This is a genomic window from Methylobacterium oxalidis (genome assembly GCF_007992195.1).
Lineage (GTDB): Bacteria > Pseudomonadota > Alphaproteobacteria > Rhizobiales > Beijerinckiaceae > Methylobacterium > Methylobacterium oxalidis.
In genome coordinates this window covers 1-16,211 of the sequence record NZ_BJZU01000075.1, presented here as the reverse complement: position 1 = coordinate 16,211, position 16,211 = coordinate 1, and the positions used below count along the sequence as shown (strand labels likewise).

The window sequence follows — 16,211 nt, the reverse complement described above, 5'->3', positions numbered from 1 at the left end:
CGGGAGAGGTGGACGCGCGCTATCCCGCGCGGCGGGCGAGGCCGTTCGCCAGGACGAGGTCGGCCGGGCGGCCGGTCAGCTCGGCCCGGTGGTCGAAGCGGGCGGTGAAGCTGCCGACGCCCGCCGTCACCGAGCGCAGCTCGATGATCAGGTCCCAGATCTCCGCCTCCGGGATCTGCGCCTGGAGCAGGTCCCAGCCCGGCCAGCCGGGGCGCGCGTCGAAGCCGAGGATCTGGCCGCGCCGGCCCGTCACCGCGCCCGTGGCCTTGGCCGTGTAGGCCGAGGGCGTCGCGATCTCGACGGCGAGGATCGGCTCCAGGAGGACGGGGTCGGCCTTCGGCAGCGCGTCGTCGAGGGCGAGGCGGGCCGCCGCCTGGAAGGCCGCGTCCGACGAGTCGACCGCGTGGGAAGCCCCGTCGGTCAGGGTCACGCAGAGATCGATCACGGGAAAGCCGAGGGGGCCGCGGCGCAGATGGGCGCGCGCGCCCGCCTCGACCGAGGGAATGTAGGCCCGGGGCACTGCGCCCCCGACCACCTCGTCCTCGAACAGGAAGCCCTCGCCGCGGGGCAGGGGGCGCACCGCGATCTGCACGTCGGCGAACTGGCCGTGGCCGCCGGTCTGCTTCTTGTGCCGGCCGCGGCCGGCGGCGGCGGAGCGGATCGTCTCCCGGTAGCCGACCTTCGGCCGGTCCTTGTCGACCGCCACGCCGAAGCGCGCGGAGAGCCGCTCCAGGGCGACGCGCAGGTGCATCTCGCCCTGGCCGAGGAGGCGGATCTCCTCGAGGTCCGCGTCCTGCTCGACGCAGAGGCCCGGGTCCTCGTCGGTGATCTTGGCGAGCGCGCTCGTGAGCCGCACGTCGTCCTTGCGGTCGCGCACGCGCAGGGCGGCGGCGTAGACGGGGGCGGGCGGCGGCGGGGCGGCGATCTCCGGCGGGGCCGCGGCGCCCGCCGCGAAGGTCGCGCGGGTGCCGAGCCCCTCGAGCCGGCCGAAGCCCACGGTCTCGCCCTCGGTGGCGGAGGCGATCCGCCCGGCCTGCCCGCCGCCGAGGGAGACGAGGCCCGCGATGCGCGCGCCCGTGCCGTCGGAGGCGGTCACCGCGTCGCCCTCCTGGAAGGCGCCCCGCAGCACGCGGCCGATCGAGAGCTTGCCGCCGAAGCCCGTGTGGCGGGTCTGGATCACCTGCGCGAGGGCGGGCCCGTCCGCCGGGATCCCGAGCCGGGCCCGGGTCTCGGCGAGGGCGGGCGCCTCGTGGCGCAGCGCCTTGAGGAGGCGCCCGACGCCGTTGCCGCGGGCGGCGGAACCGATCAGCACGGAGACCGCCAGCCCCTCCCGGAGCTCGCGGGCGAGATCCCCGAAGATGCGCTCGCGGTCCGGCTCGATCTCGGAGATGAGCTGCTCCATCAGCACGTCGTCGTGGTCGGCGAGGCGCTCCAGCAGCGTGAAACGGTCCTCCTTCTCCTGCGGCAGCTCGCCCTCCGGCAGCGCGATCACCGCGCTCGGCGCGTGGTTGCGGTAGACGAAGGCCCGCTCCAGGGCGAGGTCGATGAAGCCCGTGGCCGCCCCGTCCTGCCAGATCGGGATCTGGCGCAGGAGAAGGGGGCTCGCGGAGGCTGCCTGCAGCAGGCCGAGGGTCTCGCGCGGGCTCTGGGTCGCCGCGTCGATCTTGTTGACGAACAGGATCCGCGGCACGCCCTGCGCCTCCAGGGTGCGCAGCACGTACTCGAGTGCCGGGAGCTTGCGCTCGTCGGCCTCGCAGACCACCACCGCCGCGTCGCAGGCCGGCAGCACCGCCTGCATCCCGTGCACGAACTCGATCGAGCCGGGGCAGTCGACGAAGGTGAAGGGGTCGCCGAGGAAATTGAGCGTGGCGACGCTCGGCTCGACGCTCATGCCGTGAGGGCGGGACTCGCCGTTGCCGTCGCCGGAGCGCGCCGGCCGCTCGCCCGAGCCCGTGCGCTCCATCAGCGCCTCGAGCAGCGCCGTCTTCCCGCTCTGCGCCGGCCCGACGAGAGCGATGCACCGAGGTTGGGCTGCCATGCGACGCCTCCCCTGTTCAGGACGGCATCATAGCGCCGAACGATCCCGCGGAAAGGCGGGACTCCGGAAGAAAAATGCAGATCGGGCCGGCTGTCACCCCGGCCCGACCGGCCCGCCTCAGGCCGCCGAGGCGATCTCGCCGCTGCCCGGGGTCACGCCCTCGGCCTTCAGGAAGGCGTGGGCGTCCTCCTTGCGCTCGAAGATGTGCGGGGCGAGCCCGCGCTTGCTCAGGGCCTCCTGCATCTTGAGGCGCAGGAAGGCGCTCGTCGCGTAGCGGGTCGAGGTCAGGTAGTGGTACTTCTGCATGTAGTCGATCATCTCGGCGTAGTCGTCGTAGAGGTTCTCGCTGATGCGGAAACCGTCGTGGTTGACCACCGAGTTGACCCGCTGCCCGGCCTTCAGGCAGGCGGTCTCCAGCACCTGCCGCAGGGCGTCGATGTCGCCCTTCGAGCGCACCTGCCAGCCCTCCAGGTTGACGAAGAGCAGGTTGCGCGAGGCGTCGTAGCTCACGCGCTCGCTGAGGTTCAGGTTCAGCAGGTCGGCGAGGAGCTCCATCGGCTCGTCGCGGAAGATGCGCCGGTCCATCGGGATCGGGTTCTCGATGATTGGCGTGAAGCTCATGTGCGAGAGGATGTCCCGCCCGATGTCGATCCCGGGCGCGACCTCGATCAGCTCCAGCCCCCGCTTGGTCAGGTGGAAGACGCAGCGCTCCGTCACGTAGAGGACGGGCTGGCTGCGCTCCTGCGCGAAGGGACCGCTGAACGTGTTCTGCTCCACCCGCTCCACGAACTTGCGCGAGCGGCCCTCCTGCACGATCCGGAGCTTGCCGTCCTCCACCTGGGTCACGAGGCCGCCGTTGGTGAAGGTGCCGGCGAAGACCACCTTGCGGGCGTTCTGCGAGATGTTGATGAAGCCGCCGCAGCCGTTGAGGCGCCCGCCGAAGCGGCTCGTGTTGACGTTGCCCTCGCCGTCGCACTCGGCCATGCCGAGGCAGGTCATGTCGAGGCCGCCGCCGTCGTAGAAGTCGAACATCTGGTTCTGGTCGATGATGCAGTCGGCGTTGGTCGCCGCGCCGAAGCTCGACCCGCTCGCCAGCACGCCGCCGACCGCCCCGGCCTCCGTGGTCAGCGTGATGTAGGGGGTGACCTTCTCCTCGGCGGCGACCGAGGAGATGCCCTCCGGCGCGCCGACGCCGAGGTTGACCACGCCGTTCGGCGGCAATTCGAAGGCCGCGCGGCGCGCGATGATCTTGCGCTCGGTGAGCGCCATCCGCTTGATGCCCGTCACCGGCACCCGGATCTCGCCGGCGAGCGCGGCGTCGTGCATCACGCCGTAGTTCATGCGGTGCATCTCGGGCTCGGCCACCACCACGCAGTCGACCAGCATGCCGGGCACGCGCACGTCCTTGGGCTTGATCGAGCCCTGCTCCACGATGCGCTCGACCTGCGCGATCACGATGCCGCCGTTGTTGCGGGCGGCCATGGCCTGGGCGAGGTTGTCGAGGGTGAGCGCCTCCTTGGCCATGCAGATGTTGCCCGACGGGTCGGCCGAGGTGCCGCGGATGAAGGCCACGTCGATCTTGGTGGCCGTGTAGAAGAGCCACTCCTCGCCGTCGACCTCGACGAGCTTGACGATGTCGTCCGTCGTCACCGTGTTGACGCGCCCGCCCCCGTGGCGGGGGTCGACGTAGGTCTTGAGCCCCACCTTCGAGAACAGGCCCGGCTGGCCCGCTGCGCAGGCCCGGTAGAGCTGCGAGATCACCCCTTGCGGCAGGTTGTAGCCGAGGATGCGGTTCTCCTGCGCCGCCTGGGCGACCTTGGGCATCCGCCCGAAATTCGCGGCGATGACCCGGCGCAGCAGCCCGTCGTGGTGGAGCCTCCCGGTGCCGAGCCCTTTGCTGTCGCCCGCGCCCGCGGTCATGATCAGGGTGAGGTCGCGCGGGCCGTTCGTCTCGACGAAGCGCTTCTCCAGCGCCGCGTGCAGCGCCTCCGGGATGCAGCTCTGCACGAAGCCCGTCGTCGTCACGACGTCGCCGTTGCGGATCAGCGCGATGGCCTCGTCCGCCGTGATGACCTTGTTCTTCTTCATCGGCGTTCCGTTTCCTTCCCTGGCCTCCGCTGAGCGGGAGGCTCCGGCCTGGGCGTTCGGCGGGGCTTCTGGCGAGCCCAAGTGCTGGCGAGCCCAAGTGCTGGCGAGCCCAAGTGCTGGCGAGCCCAAGTGCTTGTCAGCCCCCCGTTGCGCCGAGCGAACCGCGCGGGGACCGGCGCTGCGCGTGCAGGCCGGAGCAACTGGCACCGGGGCGTTCTGGCGTGCCCGGGGCCGGGTCGACGGTCGCCGCCATCAAGATAATTGGAAGCGGCGCCCTGGCAATCGAAGTATTTTTGGCTCCCGGTTCAACGAAACTTGTCGGTGCGGGAAACCGGGGCAGTATTCTGCATTCGATATTCCAGCGTCCGCGGGGGTTTCACGGGACGGACGCGAAGGTCCAGCCGGACAGGGCAGTCGGGAGGGGCATGCGCGAGATGTCGAGACCGCAGGAGGGCTTGTGGGTGCCGCCCCGGACGAGGCGGGACAGGGCGTCCTCGGCGGTGTCGGAGGCTCCGAGCGCCTCGTTCTCGAAGAACACGACGAAGCGGTCGCGGCCGGCCAGGCGGATCATCTCGATCCGGAACGCGCCCTGATGGGTGTCGCAGAGCCAGTAACCGCGCATGTCCCGCACCTCGCGAGGGCCGCTCCCGTCGGCCGTGTTGGGGCGGAGGATGCGGCAGGCGTTCCCGGCCTGTCCAGATCATTTGAGGGGCGCGGGCGAACTCGGCCGTCCGGGACGTTTCGCGGGAATCTCGGGAGCGGGGGATTAGGCGCGCGCGCTCGCGCGTTCAATCCATAGTCCTTCATAGGATCCTGATCGTACTTGAGCCCGCCCGGCCGTGAGGCCGCGGCGGGCTCCTTTCGTCGGCACCTCAGCGCGGCGCTCAGGAGATGACGGCGAAGATCCCGACCGCGACGCCCGCGCCGGCGAGCGCGATGCCGAGGAGGGTGAGGCTGCTGAGCTGGTCGACGGTGTCGACGCTCTGGCCCTGGCGGTGCGTGGGGTCGTTGGCAGTCATGCGGCGCTCCTTCAGGCTCTGCGACAGGTGCAGGCCAACGCGCGAGGCCGGGGAAGGATCACGCCGGGATGGGCGCGCTCAGGCCCAGTCCGGGCAGGCGGTGCGGGCGATGACGGGGGCGAAGGCGTTCATCAGGGTCCGGTCGAGCGCGCCGCGCATCGCGGTCATGATGCGCACGGCCTCGGTGACGGAGAGCGGCGCCCGGTAGGCCCGGCGCTCGGTCAGCGCCGAGAAGATGTCGCAGATCGTCACCATGCGCACGAGGTCGGAGATCTGCACTCCGGCGAGGCCGTCGGGGTAGCCGCTGCCGTCGAGCTTCTCGTGGTGGTGGCGCACCACGTCGATGATGGCCGGCTCGACGTCGCCCTGGGCCTGCAGCAACTCGGCGCCGAGGGCGGCGTGGCCGCGCATCAGCGCGGTCTCCTCCGCCGTCAGGCGGTTCGGCTTGTTCAGGATCGCGGCCGGGATGCGGGACTTGCCGATGTCGTGCAGGAGCGCCGCCTTGGCGAGCCGGTGGTGGTCCGCGCCGCCGAGGCCGATCTCCGCCCCGAACGCCGCCGCGTATCCGGCGACGCTGAGCGTGTGCTGGTAGACCTGCGCGTCGTGCCGCCAGACCACGTCGAGCCAGTCGCGGATCCCGACCTCCGACACGGCAGCCAGCACGGTCTCGGTGCCGCGGTCGGCCTCCGCGTCGCGCAGGCGCCGGTCGGCCGAGGCGCGGAAGAACAGGTCGGTGACGATGCCGGTCGCGGCCTCGGCCCGCCGGTCCAGGCGCTCGGTCCGGGCCCTGGCGACGCGGGCCGCCTCCTCGACCATCTCGAGGATCCGGGCGAGCACGGTCTCCCGCGGGGTCGCGGCGGGCAGGACCGCCTGCGCCCCGAAGCTCTCCGCCGCCTCCCGCGACGTGCCGGTCAGGACGAGGGTGGGGACCGGCCGCTCGCGCAGGCGCGCGGCGAGGGCGGCAGCCCCCTCCGGCAGGGCGCCCGGCATCGGGAGGTCGACGACGAGGGCGAGCGGGCGCCGAGGCGGGAGGGGCGCGTCGAGCCCGATGCAGGTGCAGGACACGACGCGCTCGATCCCGCGGGCGAGGCTCGCGGCCTGCGCGGGTCTGCCGCTCACGATCAGAACGAAGGCATCCTGCAGCATGCGTGGCGGTTCCGGCACGGGCCCGGCAGGATGTCGGCGCGCCTTCCGAGGGTAAAGGATCCGCTGACCATACACGAAGAAGTGTAAGGGATTTCTTGCCCTTCGCGTCCCCGTCCCGGCCTCGCCCGCCCTTGGGCGGCGCATTTCGGGGCGCGGCCCGGCCCGCGCGATTCAGGCACCGTTAGCGAAGATCGGAGAACCTTCGGGGCATGAGCGAACTGCCCTTGACCGTCGATCTCGCCGGGGACGCCTTCGTGTTCCCCGCCGCCCGCTCCGCCCCGGCCGTCCCGGCCCGGACCCCGCTCCCGAGGCCCGGCGCCGAGGGCGCTCCGCATCCGGGCGCCGGCCGCTGGCTCCTGAGGCTCGTCGGCCTGCAGATCGCGGCGAGCGCCTGCCTGACGACCTACGTCGCCTATGCCATGGCGCCCGCACTGGCGCGCCTGCCGGAGCCGCCGGATTACGGCCTGCGCCTCGGCGGCACCCCGGCGCTCCCGGCCTCCGTGCAGGACGGTTTCCACCTGCGGCTGAGCCGCGACGAGGCGGGCGAGTAGGGCGCCTCAGGCCGCCTGGGGCTGCGCGAGCGGTTCGATCGCCTCGATCTCGGACCCGATCGCCTCACGCGCCGTCAGGATGTCGTAGCGGCCCTGAAGGTTGATCCAGATCTGCGGATCCACGGCGAAGTAGCGGCCGAGCCGCAGGGCCGTGTCGGCGGTGATGCCCATCTCCTCCCGGGCGATGCGCTCGATGCGGGTGCGCGGCACACGGCAGGCCTTCGCGACCGCGTAGGCGGTCAGGCCCAGCGGAGCCATGAACTCTTCCCGCAGCACCTCGCCGGGATGCATGGGGCCGGCATCTTCCAGCGGCAGCATCGCGTCACCACCTGCTTCAAGGCTCATGCCGCGTCGTATCCGAAGACCGTGCAGGCCAGAAGAAAAACCCCGCGGACCTCTCGGTCCGCGGGGCTGTCGTCTCACTCCGCCGCGATCTGCACCGGAACGGGCGGCCCGATCCGGGCGGCGCAGAACTTGAACTCCGGGATCTTGCCCATCGGGTCCAGCGCCGGGTTCGTCAGGAGGTTGGCTGCGGCCTCCGCGTAGCAGAACGGCATGAAGATGAACCCGTCCGGCACGTCCCGGTCGGAGCGCACCTTCACGTGCACGGCGCCGCGCCGGGTCTCGAGGCGCATCGTGTCGCCGGGGCTGAGCCCGTGCTTGTGCAATTCGCGCGGCGCCATGAAGGCCACCGCCTCGGGCTCCAGGGCGTCGAGGACGCCCGCGCGGCGGGTCATCGAGCCCGTGTGCCAGTGCTCCAGCACGCGGCCCGTCGAGAGCACCATCGGGAACTCGGTGTCGGGCACCTCGTCCGGCGGCACGATGTTGGCGGGCACGATCTTGGCCCGGCCGCTCTCGGTCGGGAAGCCGGCGTAGAAGATGATCTCGTTGCCGGGCTTGTCGGGCGCGTCGACCGGGTACGTCACCGCACCCTCGCGCTCCAGGCGCTCCCAGGTGATGTTGTTCAGCGAGGGCATCACCTGCGCCATCTCGTTGAACACGTCCGCCGGGCCCTTGTAGGTCCAGGACAGGCCCATCCGGTTGGCGACCTCCTGGATGATCCACCAGTCCTGGCGCGCGTCGCCGGGCGGCGGCACCACCGGGCGGGCGATCTGCACGCGCCGGTCGGTGTTGGTGAAGCTGCCCGCCTTCTCGGCGAAGGCCGAGGCCGGCAGCACCACGTCGGCGTGGAAGGCCGTCTCGGTCAGGAACAGGTCCTGCACCACGAGGTGGTCGAGCATGGCGAGCGCGTGCCGGGCGTGGTTGAGGTCCGGGTCCGACATGGCCGGGTTCTCGCCCTCGACGTACATGCCGCGGATCTCGCCCGCGTGGATCGCTCGCATGATCTCGACGACGGTGAGCCCCGCCTTGCGGTCGAGCGACTGGCCCCAGAAGTTCTCGAACAGCTCGCGGACCGCGGCCTTCTCCACGGACTGGTAGTCCGGGTAGACCATCGGGATCAGGCCGGCGTCGGAGGCGCCCTGCACGTTGTTCTGGCCGCGCAGGGGGTGCAGGCCGGTGCCCGGCCGCCCGATCTGGCCGGTCGTCAGGGCGAGCGCGATCAGGCAGCGAGCGTTGTCCGTGCCGTGGACGTGCTGGCTGACGCCCATGCCCCAGAAGATGATCGAGGCGCGCGAGCGGGCGTAGAGGCGCGCGGTCTCCCGCAGGGTCTCGGCGTCGATGCCGCAGACCGGGGCCATCTTCTCCGGCGTGAACTCGTGGATGCGCTCCTTCAGCGCGTCGAAGTTCTCCGTGTAGCCGGCGATGTACTGCTCGTCGTAGAGGCCCTCCTCCACGATGACGTTGAGCATCGCGTTCAGCATCGCCACGTCCGAGCCCGGCTTGAAGGCGAGGTGCTTGTGGGCGTGGCGCGACAGGGCCTGCCGGCGCGGGTCCATGATGATGAGCTTGGCGCCCCGCTCCTTGACCGCGTTCTTGATGAAGGTCGCGGCGACCGGGTGGTTCACGGTCGGGTTGGCGCCGATGATGACGATGACCTCGGCGTCGAGGGCGGCCGAGAACGGGGCGGTGACCGCGCCCGAGTTCAGGCCCTCCATCAGCGCGGCCACGGACGAGGCGTGGCACAGGCGCGTGCAGTGGTCGACGTTGTTCGAGCCGAAGCCGAGGCGCACGAGCTTCTGGAAGAGGTAGGCCTCCTCGTTCGAGCCCTTGGCCGAGCCGAAGCCCGCCAGCGCCTTCGGGCCGTTCCGGTCGCGGATGGCCTTGAGGCCGCCGGCCGCGCGCTCCAGCGCCTCCTCCCAGGTCGCCTCGCGGAAGTGCGTCCAGGGGTTGGCGGGATCGACCTGATCGTTGGCGTCCTTGGCCACGCCGTCGAGGCGGATCAGGGGCTTCGTCAGGCGGTGGGGGTGGTGCACGTAGTCGAAGCCGAAGCGGCCCTTGACGCAGAGCCGGTTCTGGTTGGCCGGGCCGTCCCGCCCCTCGGCGTAGACGATCTTGTCGTCCTTGACCTTGTAGGAGACCTGGCAGCCGACGCCGCAATAGGGGCAGAGCGAGTTCACCTCGCGGTCGGGATAGACCGTGCGGGTCTGGCTCTCGTCGAGGTAGGCCGAGGGCATCAGGGCGCCGGTCGGGCAGGCCTGGACGCACTCGCCGCAGGCGACGCAGGTCGACTGGCCCATCGGGTCGTCGAAGTCGAACACGACCTTGGTGTCGGCGGAGCGGTAGGCCATGCCGATCACGTCGTTGACCTGCACCTCGCGGCAGGCGCGCACGCACAGGTTGCACTGGATGCAGGCGTCGAGGTTGACGCTCATGGCCGGATGGCTGACGTCGGGCGCCCAGCGCTCGCTGGCCGGGAAGCGGCTCTCGGCGATCTCGACGTGGTCGGCCTGGTGCCAGAAATGCGAGTCCGGGTCGTGCGAGGTCTCGCGGGCCGGCTGGTCGGCGACGAGGAGCTCCATCACCATGGCGCGGGCCTTCACGGCCCGGTCGCTCTGGGACTTCACCTTCATGCCGACGCCCGGCACGCGCTTGCACGAGGCGGCGAGCACGCGCTCGCCCTCGATCTCGACCATGCAGGCGCGGCAATTGCCGTCCGGCCGGTAGCCGGGCTCCGGCTTGTGGCAGAGGTGCGGGATGTGGGTGCCGAGGCGCTGGGCCACCTGCCAGATCGTCTCGCCGGGGCGCGCCTCGATCTGCTCCCCGTCGAACTCGAACACCACGCCGGGGATGCCGGCCGGGATGTTCTTGAGGCCGAGGGTGCCGCTGGCGACCGGCCCCTGCTGGCCGCCGGACTTCGCGCCCTGCGAGTAGGCGCCGCCGGCCTCCGGGTTCGCGCCGCCGGCCTTGCCGCCCGCGTCCTGCGGGCCGGACGGACCCGTGGCGAGAGGATCGCTGCCGCTCGGGTTGCTGTTCTGGGTGCCGCTGCTCATCAGGTTCCGCTCCCGCCCGCTGGCCGGCCCCGCGGGGCTAAGGTCCGGCGGTTCGTTCTCGTGGGGCCGCCCGCTGCGGCGGCCTGGTTTCTTGCGTGCCCGGCCGGGGTCCCGCCTACTCCGCCGCCATCGGGCGCGGGGTGGGGAACAGGTCGGGGAAGAACTTAATGACGCTGGTCAGCGGATTCGAGGCCGCCTGGCCGAGACCGCAGATCGAGGCGTCGCGCATGCACTGCGACAGCTCGCCGAGGAGCTCGGTGTCCCAGATGCCGTTCTCCATCAGCATGCGGGCCTTCTGCGTGCCCGCCCGGCAGGGCGTGCACTGGCCGCAGGACTCGTCCTCGAAGAACCGCATCAGGTTGAGGGCGGCGCCCTGCACGTCGTCCTTGTCCGAGAGGATGACGACGGCGGCCGAGCCGATGAAGCAGCCGTACTTCTCGAGCTTGCCGAAATCGAGCGGGATGTCGCCCATCGAGGCCGGCAGGATGCCGCCCGAGGCGCCGCCCGGCAGGTAGGCCGCGAAGCTGTGGCCGTCGGCCATGCCGCCGCAATGCTCGTCGATCAGCTCCTGCACGGTGAGGCCGGCGGGCGCCAGCTTCACGCCCGGCTCCCGGACCCGGCCCGAGACCGAGTAGGAGCGCAGGCCCGCCGAGCCGTTGCGGCCGTGGCTCTTCCACCATTCGGCCCCGCGCTCGATGAGGTCGCGCACCCAGAACACCGTCTCGACGTTGTTGATCAGCGTCGGGCGGCCGAACAGGCCGACCTGGAACGGGAAGGGGGGCTTGTGGCGGGGCAGGCCGCGCTTGCCCTCCAGCGACTCGATCAGCGAGGATTCCTCGCCGCAGATGTAGGCGCCGGCACCGCGGCGCAGGTGGAGGCGCGGGCCGCCCGCCGGGAGCTTCGCGATCTCGCGGGCCAGGATCTCGCGGGCGATCGGGTACTCGTCGCGGATGTAGAGGTAGACGTCATCGGCCTCGACCACGTGGGCGCCGATCAGCGTGCCCTCGAGGAAGCGGTGCGGGTCGGTGTTGAGGTAGAGCTGGTCCTTGAAGGTGCCAGGCTCGCCCTCGTCGCCGTTGATCGCCATCAGGCGGGGGCCCGGCTCGCCGCGCACGGAGCGCCACTTGCGGCCGGTGGGGAAGCCCGCGCCGCCGAGCCCGCGCAGGGCGCCGTCGTCGAGGACCTTGAGCACGTCGTCGACGCTGAGATCGCCCGAGCGCAGGCGCCCCAGGGTCTTGTAGCCGCCGCCCGCCACGTAGGCGTCGTAGTCGACGTAGGCCGGGATGTGGGCGTGGGTGTCGCCCGCCTCCACCGCCGCCTTCACGCTCGCCACGTCCGCCCGGTGCAGGAAGTTGTGGCCGACCTCGACCGCGGGAGCGTGGTCGCACAGGCCGACGCAAGGGGCACGCAGCACGCGCACGCCGGGGCCGAGCTCGGTCTGGAGGGCTGCGAGCAGATCCTCGGCGCCGTGCATTGCGCAGGTGATGCTGTCGCACACGCGCACGGTGAGCGCCGGCAGGTCCGCGTCGCCGTCGCGCAGGACGTCGAAATGCGCGTAGAAGGTCGCGGTCTCGAACACCTCGGCGAAGGCGAGCCTCATCTCGTCGGCGAGTGCCGCGAGGTGGGCCGCGCTGATCTGGCCGTAGGTGTCCTGGATCAGGTGCAGGTGCTCGATCAGCAGGTCGCGCTGGCGCGAGCGGTCGCCGAGCAGGGCCTCGATCTCGACCTTGGCAGTCGGGTCGACCTGACGGCCCTTCGGAACCGGCCTCGCGCGCTCGCGTCCGCGCCCGGGGTGGTCGAACCGCTGTACGCGGGAGTTATCGTGCTGGTTCATCCCGCCACTCTAGCCTCTGGCATACAAAATACAAGGGTAGCCACTCGGCGCTGCACTGCGTCAAAGCGAGTCTTGGTACGTCTCGGCACCAGCCGAGCTGGTCCTTCGGCCGCATCCCCGGCAACAATGCCGCGAGGGGCATAGCATGCGATTCTGAAGGGGAGAAGTTTCCAAGACTTACGCCCGCCTCCGCGCGGGCTATCCATCCGGCCGTCGCGGCGATCGTTCATCAATCCTTTCCGCTTGAAATATTTCCTTTTGCGCCGCGATGCGTTCGGCACAATGATGCATGAACTGGGTGCTCGGCCGCGAATGCGCTGAAAAATCAGGCTTTCGAACGGCTCGAAACTAGGATTTCGGCGGCTCAGAATTTTAGTGCCGGACCCGACGGGAGGCGGCGCACCGCCTCCGACGAGGCGTGAGGCCGCGACGGCGCGCGGGCAAGGCATGCCTGACCCCTTCGCCACGCATGGCCGCCTGCGATGAAGAAGGGCCTGCCCGCAGCGCTCCCGGACACGGGCTCCCGGTGCTCACTGGCCCCCGAACGAGCGCAGCGGCCGGCCGGCCTCCGAGCGATTCGACATCGAGACGGCGCCGGTCGCGGGATCGATGCCGACGAGGCGGGGCCCCGCCACGGCCTCGAGCGAGACCTCGAACGCGTCGAGAACCCGGTTGATGCGCTCGATGCTGCCCGGATCCTCGGGGTCGGCCTCCGGCAGGATCGCGGCGCGAACCCGCTCCGTCAGCTCGGGCGTGAGCGGCGGGCGCGTCTCCTCGGCGTAGGCCGCGGCGACGGCGTCGGCCAGGTCTCGCGCGGATGTCCCGGAATGACCGCTCATGGTGCCTCTCCTGCGCCGGGCGGCCTGCGCCCGCTGCGCTCAACGCCGGGATCGAGGCTTCCGTTGCCCGTTCGCTGGAGGCCGGCAGCGCCGTCCGGACGGTCCCCGGCCGCGCCAAAGAAAAACGCGCTCCCTGCCGAGAGCGCGCTTGAAGGTAGTCCCATGTCTCAGGAAGGACGCAGGCTACGTAGCATTGATGTATACCAGATACCAGCCTGAAGCTGCGATATATCGCATCCGGCCCCACGATTCCGGCGGGAAATTTCCGCTCACTCCAGGTAATCGCCGTAGGTGTTGACGTGCGCGGCGAGGCCGAGACCGTGCTCGCGCACGAGGTTCTCGGCGTGTTCCGCCTGGCGGGCCTCCAGCGCCTTGATGATCTGCACGTGCTCCTTGATCGACTTCTCGGCGCGGTCGCCCTGGCGCAGGGCCGTGTTGCGGATGCCGCGCACGTGCATCAGGAGGTTGCTCGACAGGTCCTCGATCACCTCGCACTGGCCGAGGGAGATGATCTTCTGGTGGAAGCGGATGTTGGCGTCCGAGTACTCGTCGATGTGCTCGGAGGGCCTGCCCTCGTAGAATTCGGGGAAGATCTCGCGGAGCGACTTGAGCTGCGCGTCCGTGGCGCGCTCGCAGGCGAGCCGCGCGGCCATGCTCTCCAGCGCCGCCCAGGCGTGGATCATGCCGACGATCTCCTTCTTCGTCTTCTTGATGACGAAGACGCCGCGGCGCGCCTCGGAGCGCACGAAGCCCTCCTGCTCCAGCACGGTCAGGGCCTCGCGCACGGGCGTGCGGCTGACGCCGAGATCCTGCGAGAGCTTGCGCTCGTCGAGCCGGACTTCTTCGGCGCGGCCGTAGATGTCCATGTTGGTGATGGCGGCCTTCAGCGCCTCGTAGGCCAGCGTCCGCAGGCTCGAGCTCGCGACGATCGGCGTGATGTTGAACTGGTCGCTCTTTACCATAACCGCACCCAAACGTTCTCCGGCTCCGCGCCGCGCCCCGGCCGTGTTCTTCCCGCGCGCAGAGACTTCCCGTGCACGCAGACTTCCCGCGCGCGGAGACCTACTGCAAAGCCTGAACACCGCCTAGTGTTCTCGGGTCCGGCCGGCGCGAGGTTCGACGGGCCGAGCGGGCTTCGCGAACCCGTCGCGCGCGATCGAAAACCCAGCCCACAATCTAGCTGGACTCTGGTATACCAGATAACGCCTGTCAATTCATACCCCTGCAGCGCAGATGGCGGTCTCGCGCATGGACGATCCGGCCGCCTATGTCGTGGACCGGCGCGGATCCCCTCCGGAGATTTGAGATTCACCGACGCGGAGGGCGTCGAAATCTGTTCCGGCTCCCCGCGGACGGCGCACGAATTCCTGTGGAGCGGGCCCGCTGCGGGCCGATCCGGCAGCAGCGATGCCGAGAATCCGCGCGGCGCCGCATTTCACCTGAAGGTTGCAGGCGGTGAAGCGCCTTCGCGGCAGCCTCGGTCTCGAAAACGCTCGCGTTCGCAGACACATCCCTCGACATCGCGAAAAATCCGCTCCGCGGGATGACGGCCTGACCGGCCCGGTGATACACGGTCCGGTACCCTGCGATTGACAGGCGCACGTTCATCCGCCCACAATAATCCCTGGTATACCGTCGACCTTGGACACGCCGAAGACGGCAGGTCCCGGCGGCATCGCGCCTGCCTGCCCGCGGCGCATCGCTCCGAGGGCGACGTGAAGACCGAGACCAAAAAACAAAAAACAAGAATTCCACAAAATTCGACCGATCAGGAGAAACGCCAATGACTACGACCCAAGACGGGGTACGCGTGAACCGATGGCTGCAACTGGCCTTCGGCGTCGTCTGCATGTGCATGATCGCGAACATGCAGTACGGCTGGACCTTCTTCGTGAACCCGATGCAGGAGCGCCACGGCTGGGATCGCGCCGCGATCCAGATCGCCTTCACGCTCTTCGTCGTCACCGAAACCTGGCTCGTCCCCGTCGAGGGATGGTTCGTCGATAAGTACGGCCCGCGCATCGTCACGCTGTTCGGCGGCCTGCTCTGCGGCATCGCCTGGGTGATGAACTCCTACGCCGAGTCGCTCACCACGCTCTACATCGCGGCCGCGATCGGCGGCACGGGCGCGGGCGCGGTCTACGGCACCTGCGTCGGCAACTCGCTGAAGTGGTTCCCGGATCGCCGCGGCCTCGCCGCCGGCATCACCGCGATGGGCTTCGGCGCGGGCTCGGCCCTGACGGTCGTGCCGATCCAGGCCATGATCAAGTCGTCCGGCTACGAGGCGGCCTTCTTCTACTTCGGCATCGGCCAGGGCGTCATCGTGATGCTGCTCGCCCTGTTCCTCGTCGCCCCGAAGAAGGGTGACGTGCCGGAGGTGGCGCGCGTCAGCCAGAGCAAGCGCGACTTCACCCCGGGCGAGATGGTGCGCACCCCGATCTTCTGGGTGATGTACGCGATGTTCGTGATGATGGCCGCGGGTGGCCTGATGGCGACGGCGCAGCTCGGCCCGATCGCGAAGGACTTCCACATCGCCGACACCCCGGTCTCGCTGCTCGGCATCACGCTGCCGGCGCTCACCTTCGCGGCGACGCTCGACCGCGTGCTGAACGGCGTGACGCGCCCGTTCTTCGGCTGGGTCTCGGACCATATCGGCCGTGAGAACACGATGTTCCTGTCCTTCGGCATCGAGGGCGTGGGCATCTACGCGCTGAGCGTGTTCGGCCACGACCCGATCGCCTTCGTGATCCTCACGGGCCTCGTGTTCTTCGCCTGGGGCGAGATCTACTCGCTGTTCCCGGCGACCTGCGGCGACACCTTCGGCTCGAAGTACGCCGCCACGAACGCGGGCCTCCTCTACACCGCCAAGGGCACGGCGGCGCTGATCGTGCCCTACACCAGCGTCATCACCACGATGACCGGCGACTGGAAGGCGGTGTTCCTGGCCGCTGCGGCGCTCAACATCCTGGCGGCGCTGATGGCGGTGTTCGTGCTCAAGCCGATGCGCCAGGCCTACGTGAGGAAGGATCCGGCCACGATGCCTCCGGCGACCGCTCCGGCCCGCTGACCCCGGCAGGGGAGGGGGCGGCCCGCCGTTTCCTCGCTAGGAAAACCCGATCAACCGAGAGGCCCCGGCACCCGAGCGTGCCGGGGCCTTTTTCCGTTCGGGGTGCACTCCGGGATGCGGGCCGCTCCCGGTCGCGGGACCGCCAAAAAAGAGAGCGGCGCCCGTCCGGATCCGGACGGGCGCCCCTTCGCGTTCGGTCTAGGCCCGGGACCCCGCGGGGTCCCGGACGAGAGCCGG

At 70.3% G+C, this 16,211-nt stretch carries 12 protein-coding genes; 2 read left to right on the top strand and 10 right to left on the bottom strand.

Translation table 11 applies throughout. From position 1 onward, the window contains the following. Window positions 1-19: 19 nt before the first annotated feature. From MOX02_RS18445 to MOX02_RS18430, 5 genes are all read right to left on the bottom strand, one after another. Entirely contained in the window at window positions 20-2,038 is a 2,019-nt protein-coding gene (locus MOX02_RS18445; protein ID WP_147027261.1) for an elongation factor G, read from the bottom strand. A 117-nt stretch (window positions 2,039-2,155) separates the two neighbouring features. Further along, on the bottom strand, window positions 2,156-4,126 hold the full coding sequence (locus MOX02_RS18440) for an acyl CoA:acetate/3-ketoacid CoA transferase (protein ID WP_147027260.1): 1,971 nt from the start codon (window positions 4,124-4,126) through the stop codon (window positions 2,156-2,158). 376 nt (window positions 4,127-4,502) lie between these two features. Next, complete coding sequence (locus MOX02_RS18435; protein ID WP_147027259.1) at window positions 4,503-4,748, bottom strand: hypothetical protein; 246 nt, start codon at window positions 4,746-4,748, stop codon at window positions 4,503-4,505. 262 nt (window positions 4,749-5,010) lie between these two features. Further along, a complete protein-coding gene (locus tag MOX02_RS32685; protein ID WP_280525333.1) occupies window positions 5,011-5,145 on the bottom strand; it encodes a hypothetical protein in 135 nt (44 codons plus the stop codon). Window positions 5,146-5,223: 78 nt separating this feature from the next. Next, a complete protein-coding gene (locus MOX02_RS18430) occupies window positions 5,224-6,291 on the bottom strand; it encodes an HD-GYP domain-containing protein (protein WP_147027258.1) in 1,068 nt (355 codons plus the stop codon). Window positions 6,292-6,500: 209 nt separating this feature from the next. On the opposite strand from MOX02_RS18430, the gene MOX02_RS18425 reads away from it, so the two are divergent. Beyond that, window positions 6,501-6,842 carry a hypothetical protein gene (locus MOX02_RS18425; protein WP_147027257.1) on the top strand — a complete coding sequence of 114 codons (342 nt, stop codon included), beginning with the start codon at window positions 6,501-6,503 and terminating at the stop codon, window positions 6,840-6,842. Between the two features lie 6 nt (window positions 6,843-6,848). Here MOX02_RS18425 and MOX02_RS18420 read toward each other — a convergent pair whose 3' ends face one another. From MOX02_RS18420 to MOX02_RS18400, 5 genes are all read right to left on the bottom strand, one after another. Continuing rightward, complete coding sequence (locus tag MOX02_RS18420) at window positions 6,849-7,187, bottom strand: HigA family addiction module antitoxin (RefSeq protein WP_147027256.1); 339 nt, start codon at window positions 7,185-7,187, stop codon at window positions 6,849-6,851. A gap of 74 nt (window positions 7,188-7,261) precedes the next feature. After that, window positions 7,262-10,234 (bottom strand): formate dehydrogenase subunit alpha, encoded by a 2,973-nt coding sequence (gene fdhF, locus MOX02_RS18415; protein WP_373866763.1) that lies wholly within the window; start codon window positions 10,232-10,234, stop codon window positions 7,262-7,264. A 115-nt stretch (window positions 10,235-10,349) separates the two neighbouring features. After that, window positions 10,350-12,068 carry an NAD(P)H-dependent oxidoreductase subunit E gene (locus MOX02_RS18410; protein ID WP_147027255.1) on the bottom strand — a complete coding sequence of 573 codons (1,719 nt, stop codon included), beginning with the start codon at window positions 12,066-12,068 and terminating at the stop codon, window positions 10,350-10,352. 530 nt (window positions 12,069-12,598) lie between these two features. Continuing rightward, the gene (locus tag MOX02_RS18405) at window positions 12,599-12,907 is read right to left on the bottom strand and encodes a hypothetical protein (RefSeq protein ID WP_147027254.1); all 309 of its coding nucleotides are present in this window, start codon (window positions 12,905-12,907) and stop codon (window positions 12,599-12,601) included. A gap of 269 nt (window positions 12,908-13,176) precedes the next feature. Then, on the bottom strand, window positions 13,177-13,869 hold the full coding sequence (locus tag MOX02_RS18400; protein ID WP_147027253.1) for a GntR family transcriptional regulator: 693 nt from the start codon (window positions 13,867-13,869) through the stop codon (window positions 13,177-13,179). A gap of 821 nt (window positions 13,870-14,690) precedes the next feature. Here MOX02_RS18400 and oxlT point away from each other — a divergent pair. Beyond that, a complete protein-coding gene (gene oxlT, locus MOX02_RS18395) occupies window positions 14,691-15,974 on the top strand; it encodes an oxalate/formate MFS antiporter (RefSeq protein ID WP_147027252.1) in 1,284 nt (427 codons plus the stop codon). Window positions 15,975-16,211 lie beyond the last annotated feature (237 nt).

Coding starts and splice junctions, on each gene's coding strand:
- MOX02_RS18445 (WP_147027261.1), bottom strand. CDS start 2,038: ATGGCAGCCCAACCTCGGTGCATCGCTCTCGTCGGGCCGGCGCAGAGC.
- MOX02_RS18440 (WP_147027260.1), bottom strand. CDS start 4,126: ATGAAGAAGAACAAGGTCATCACGGCGGACGAGGCCATCGCGCTGATC.
- MOX02_RS18435 (WP_147027259.1), bottom strand. CDS start 4,748: ATGCGCGGTTACTGGCTCTGCGACACCCATCAGGGCGCGTTCCGGATC.
- MOX02_RS32685 (WP_280525333.1), bottom strand. CDS start 5,145: ATGACTGCCAACGACCCCACGCACCGCCAGGGCCAGAGCGTCGACACC.
- MOX02_RS18430 (WP_147027258.1), bottom strand. CDS start 6,291: ATGCTGCAGGATGCCTTCGTTCTGATCGTGAGCGGCAGACCCGCGCAG.
- MOX02_RS18425 (WP_147027257.1), top strand. CDS start 6,501: ATGAGCGAACTGCCCTTGACCGTCGATCTCGCCGGGGACGCCTTCGTG.
- MOX02_RS18420 (WP_147027256.1), bottom strand. CDS start 7,187: ATGAGCCTTGAAGCAGGTGGTGACGCGATGCTGCCGCTGGAAGATGCC.
- fdhF (WP_373866763.1), bottom strand. CDS start 10,234: ATGAGCAGCGGCACCCAGAACAGCAACCCGAGCGGCAGCGATCCTCTC.
- MOX02_RS18410 (WP_147027255.1), bottom strand. CDS start 12,068: ATGAACCAGCACGATAACTCCCGCGTACAGCGGTTCGACCACCCCGGG.
- MOX02_RS18405 (WP_147027254.1), bottom strand. CDS start 12,907: ATGAGCGGTCATTCCGGGACATCCGCGCGAGACCTGGCCGACGCCGTC.
- MOX02_RS18400 (WP_147027253.1), bottom strand. CDS start 13,869: ATGGTAAAGAGCGACCAGTTCAACATCACGCCGATCGTCGCGAGCTCG.
- oxlT (WP_147027252.1), top strand. CDS start 14,691: ATGACTACGACCCAAGACGGGGTACGCGTGAACCGATGGCTGCAACTG.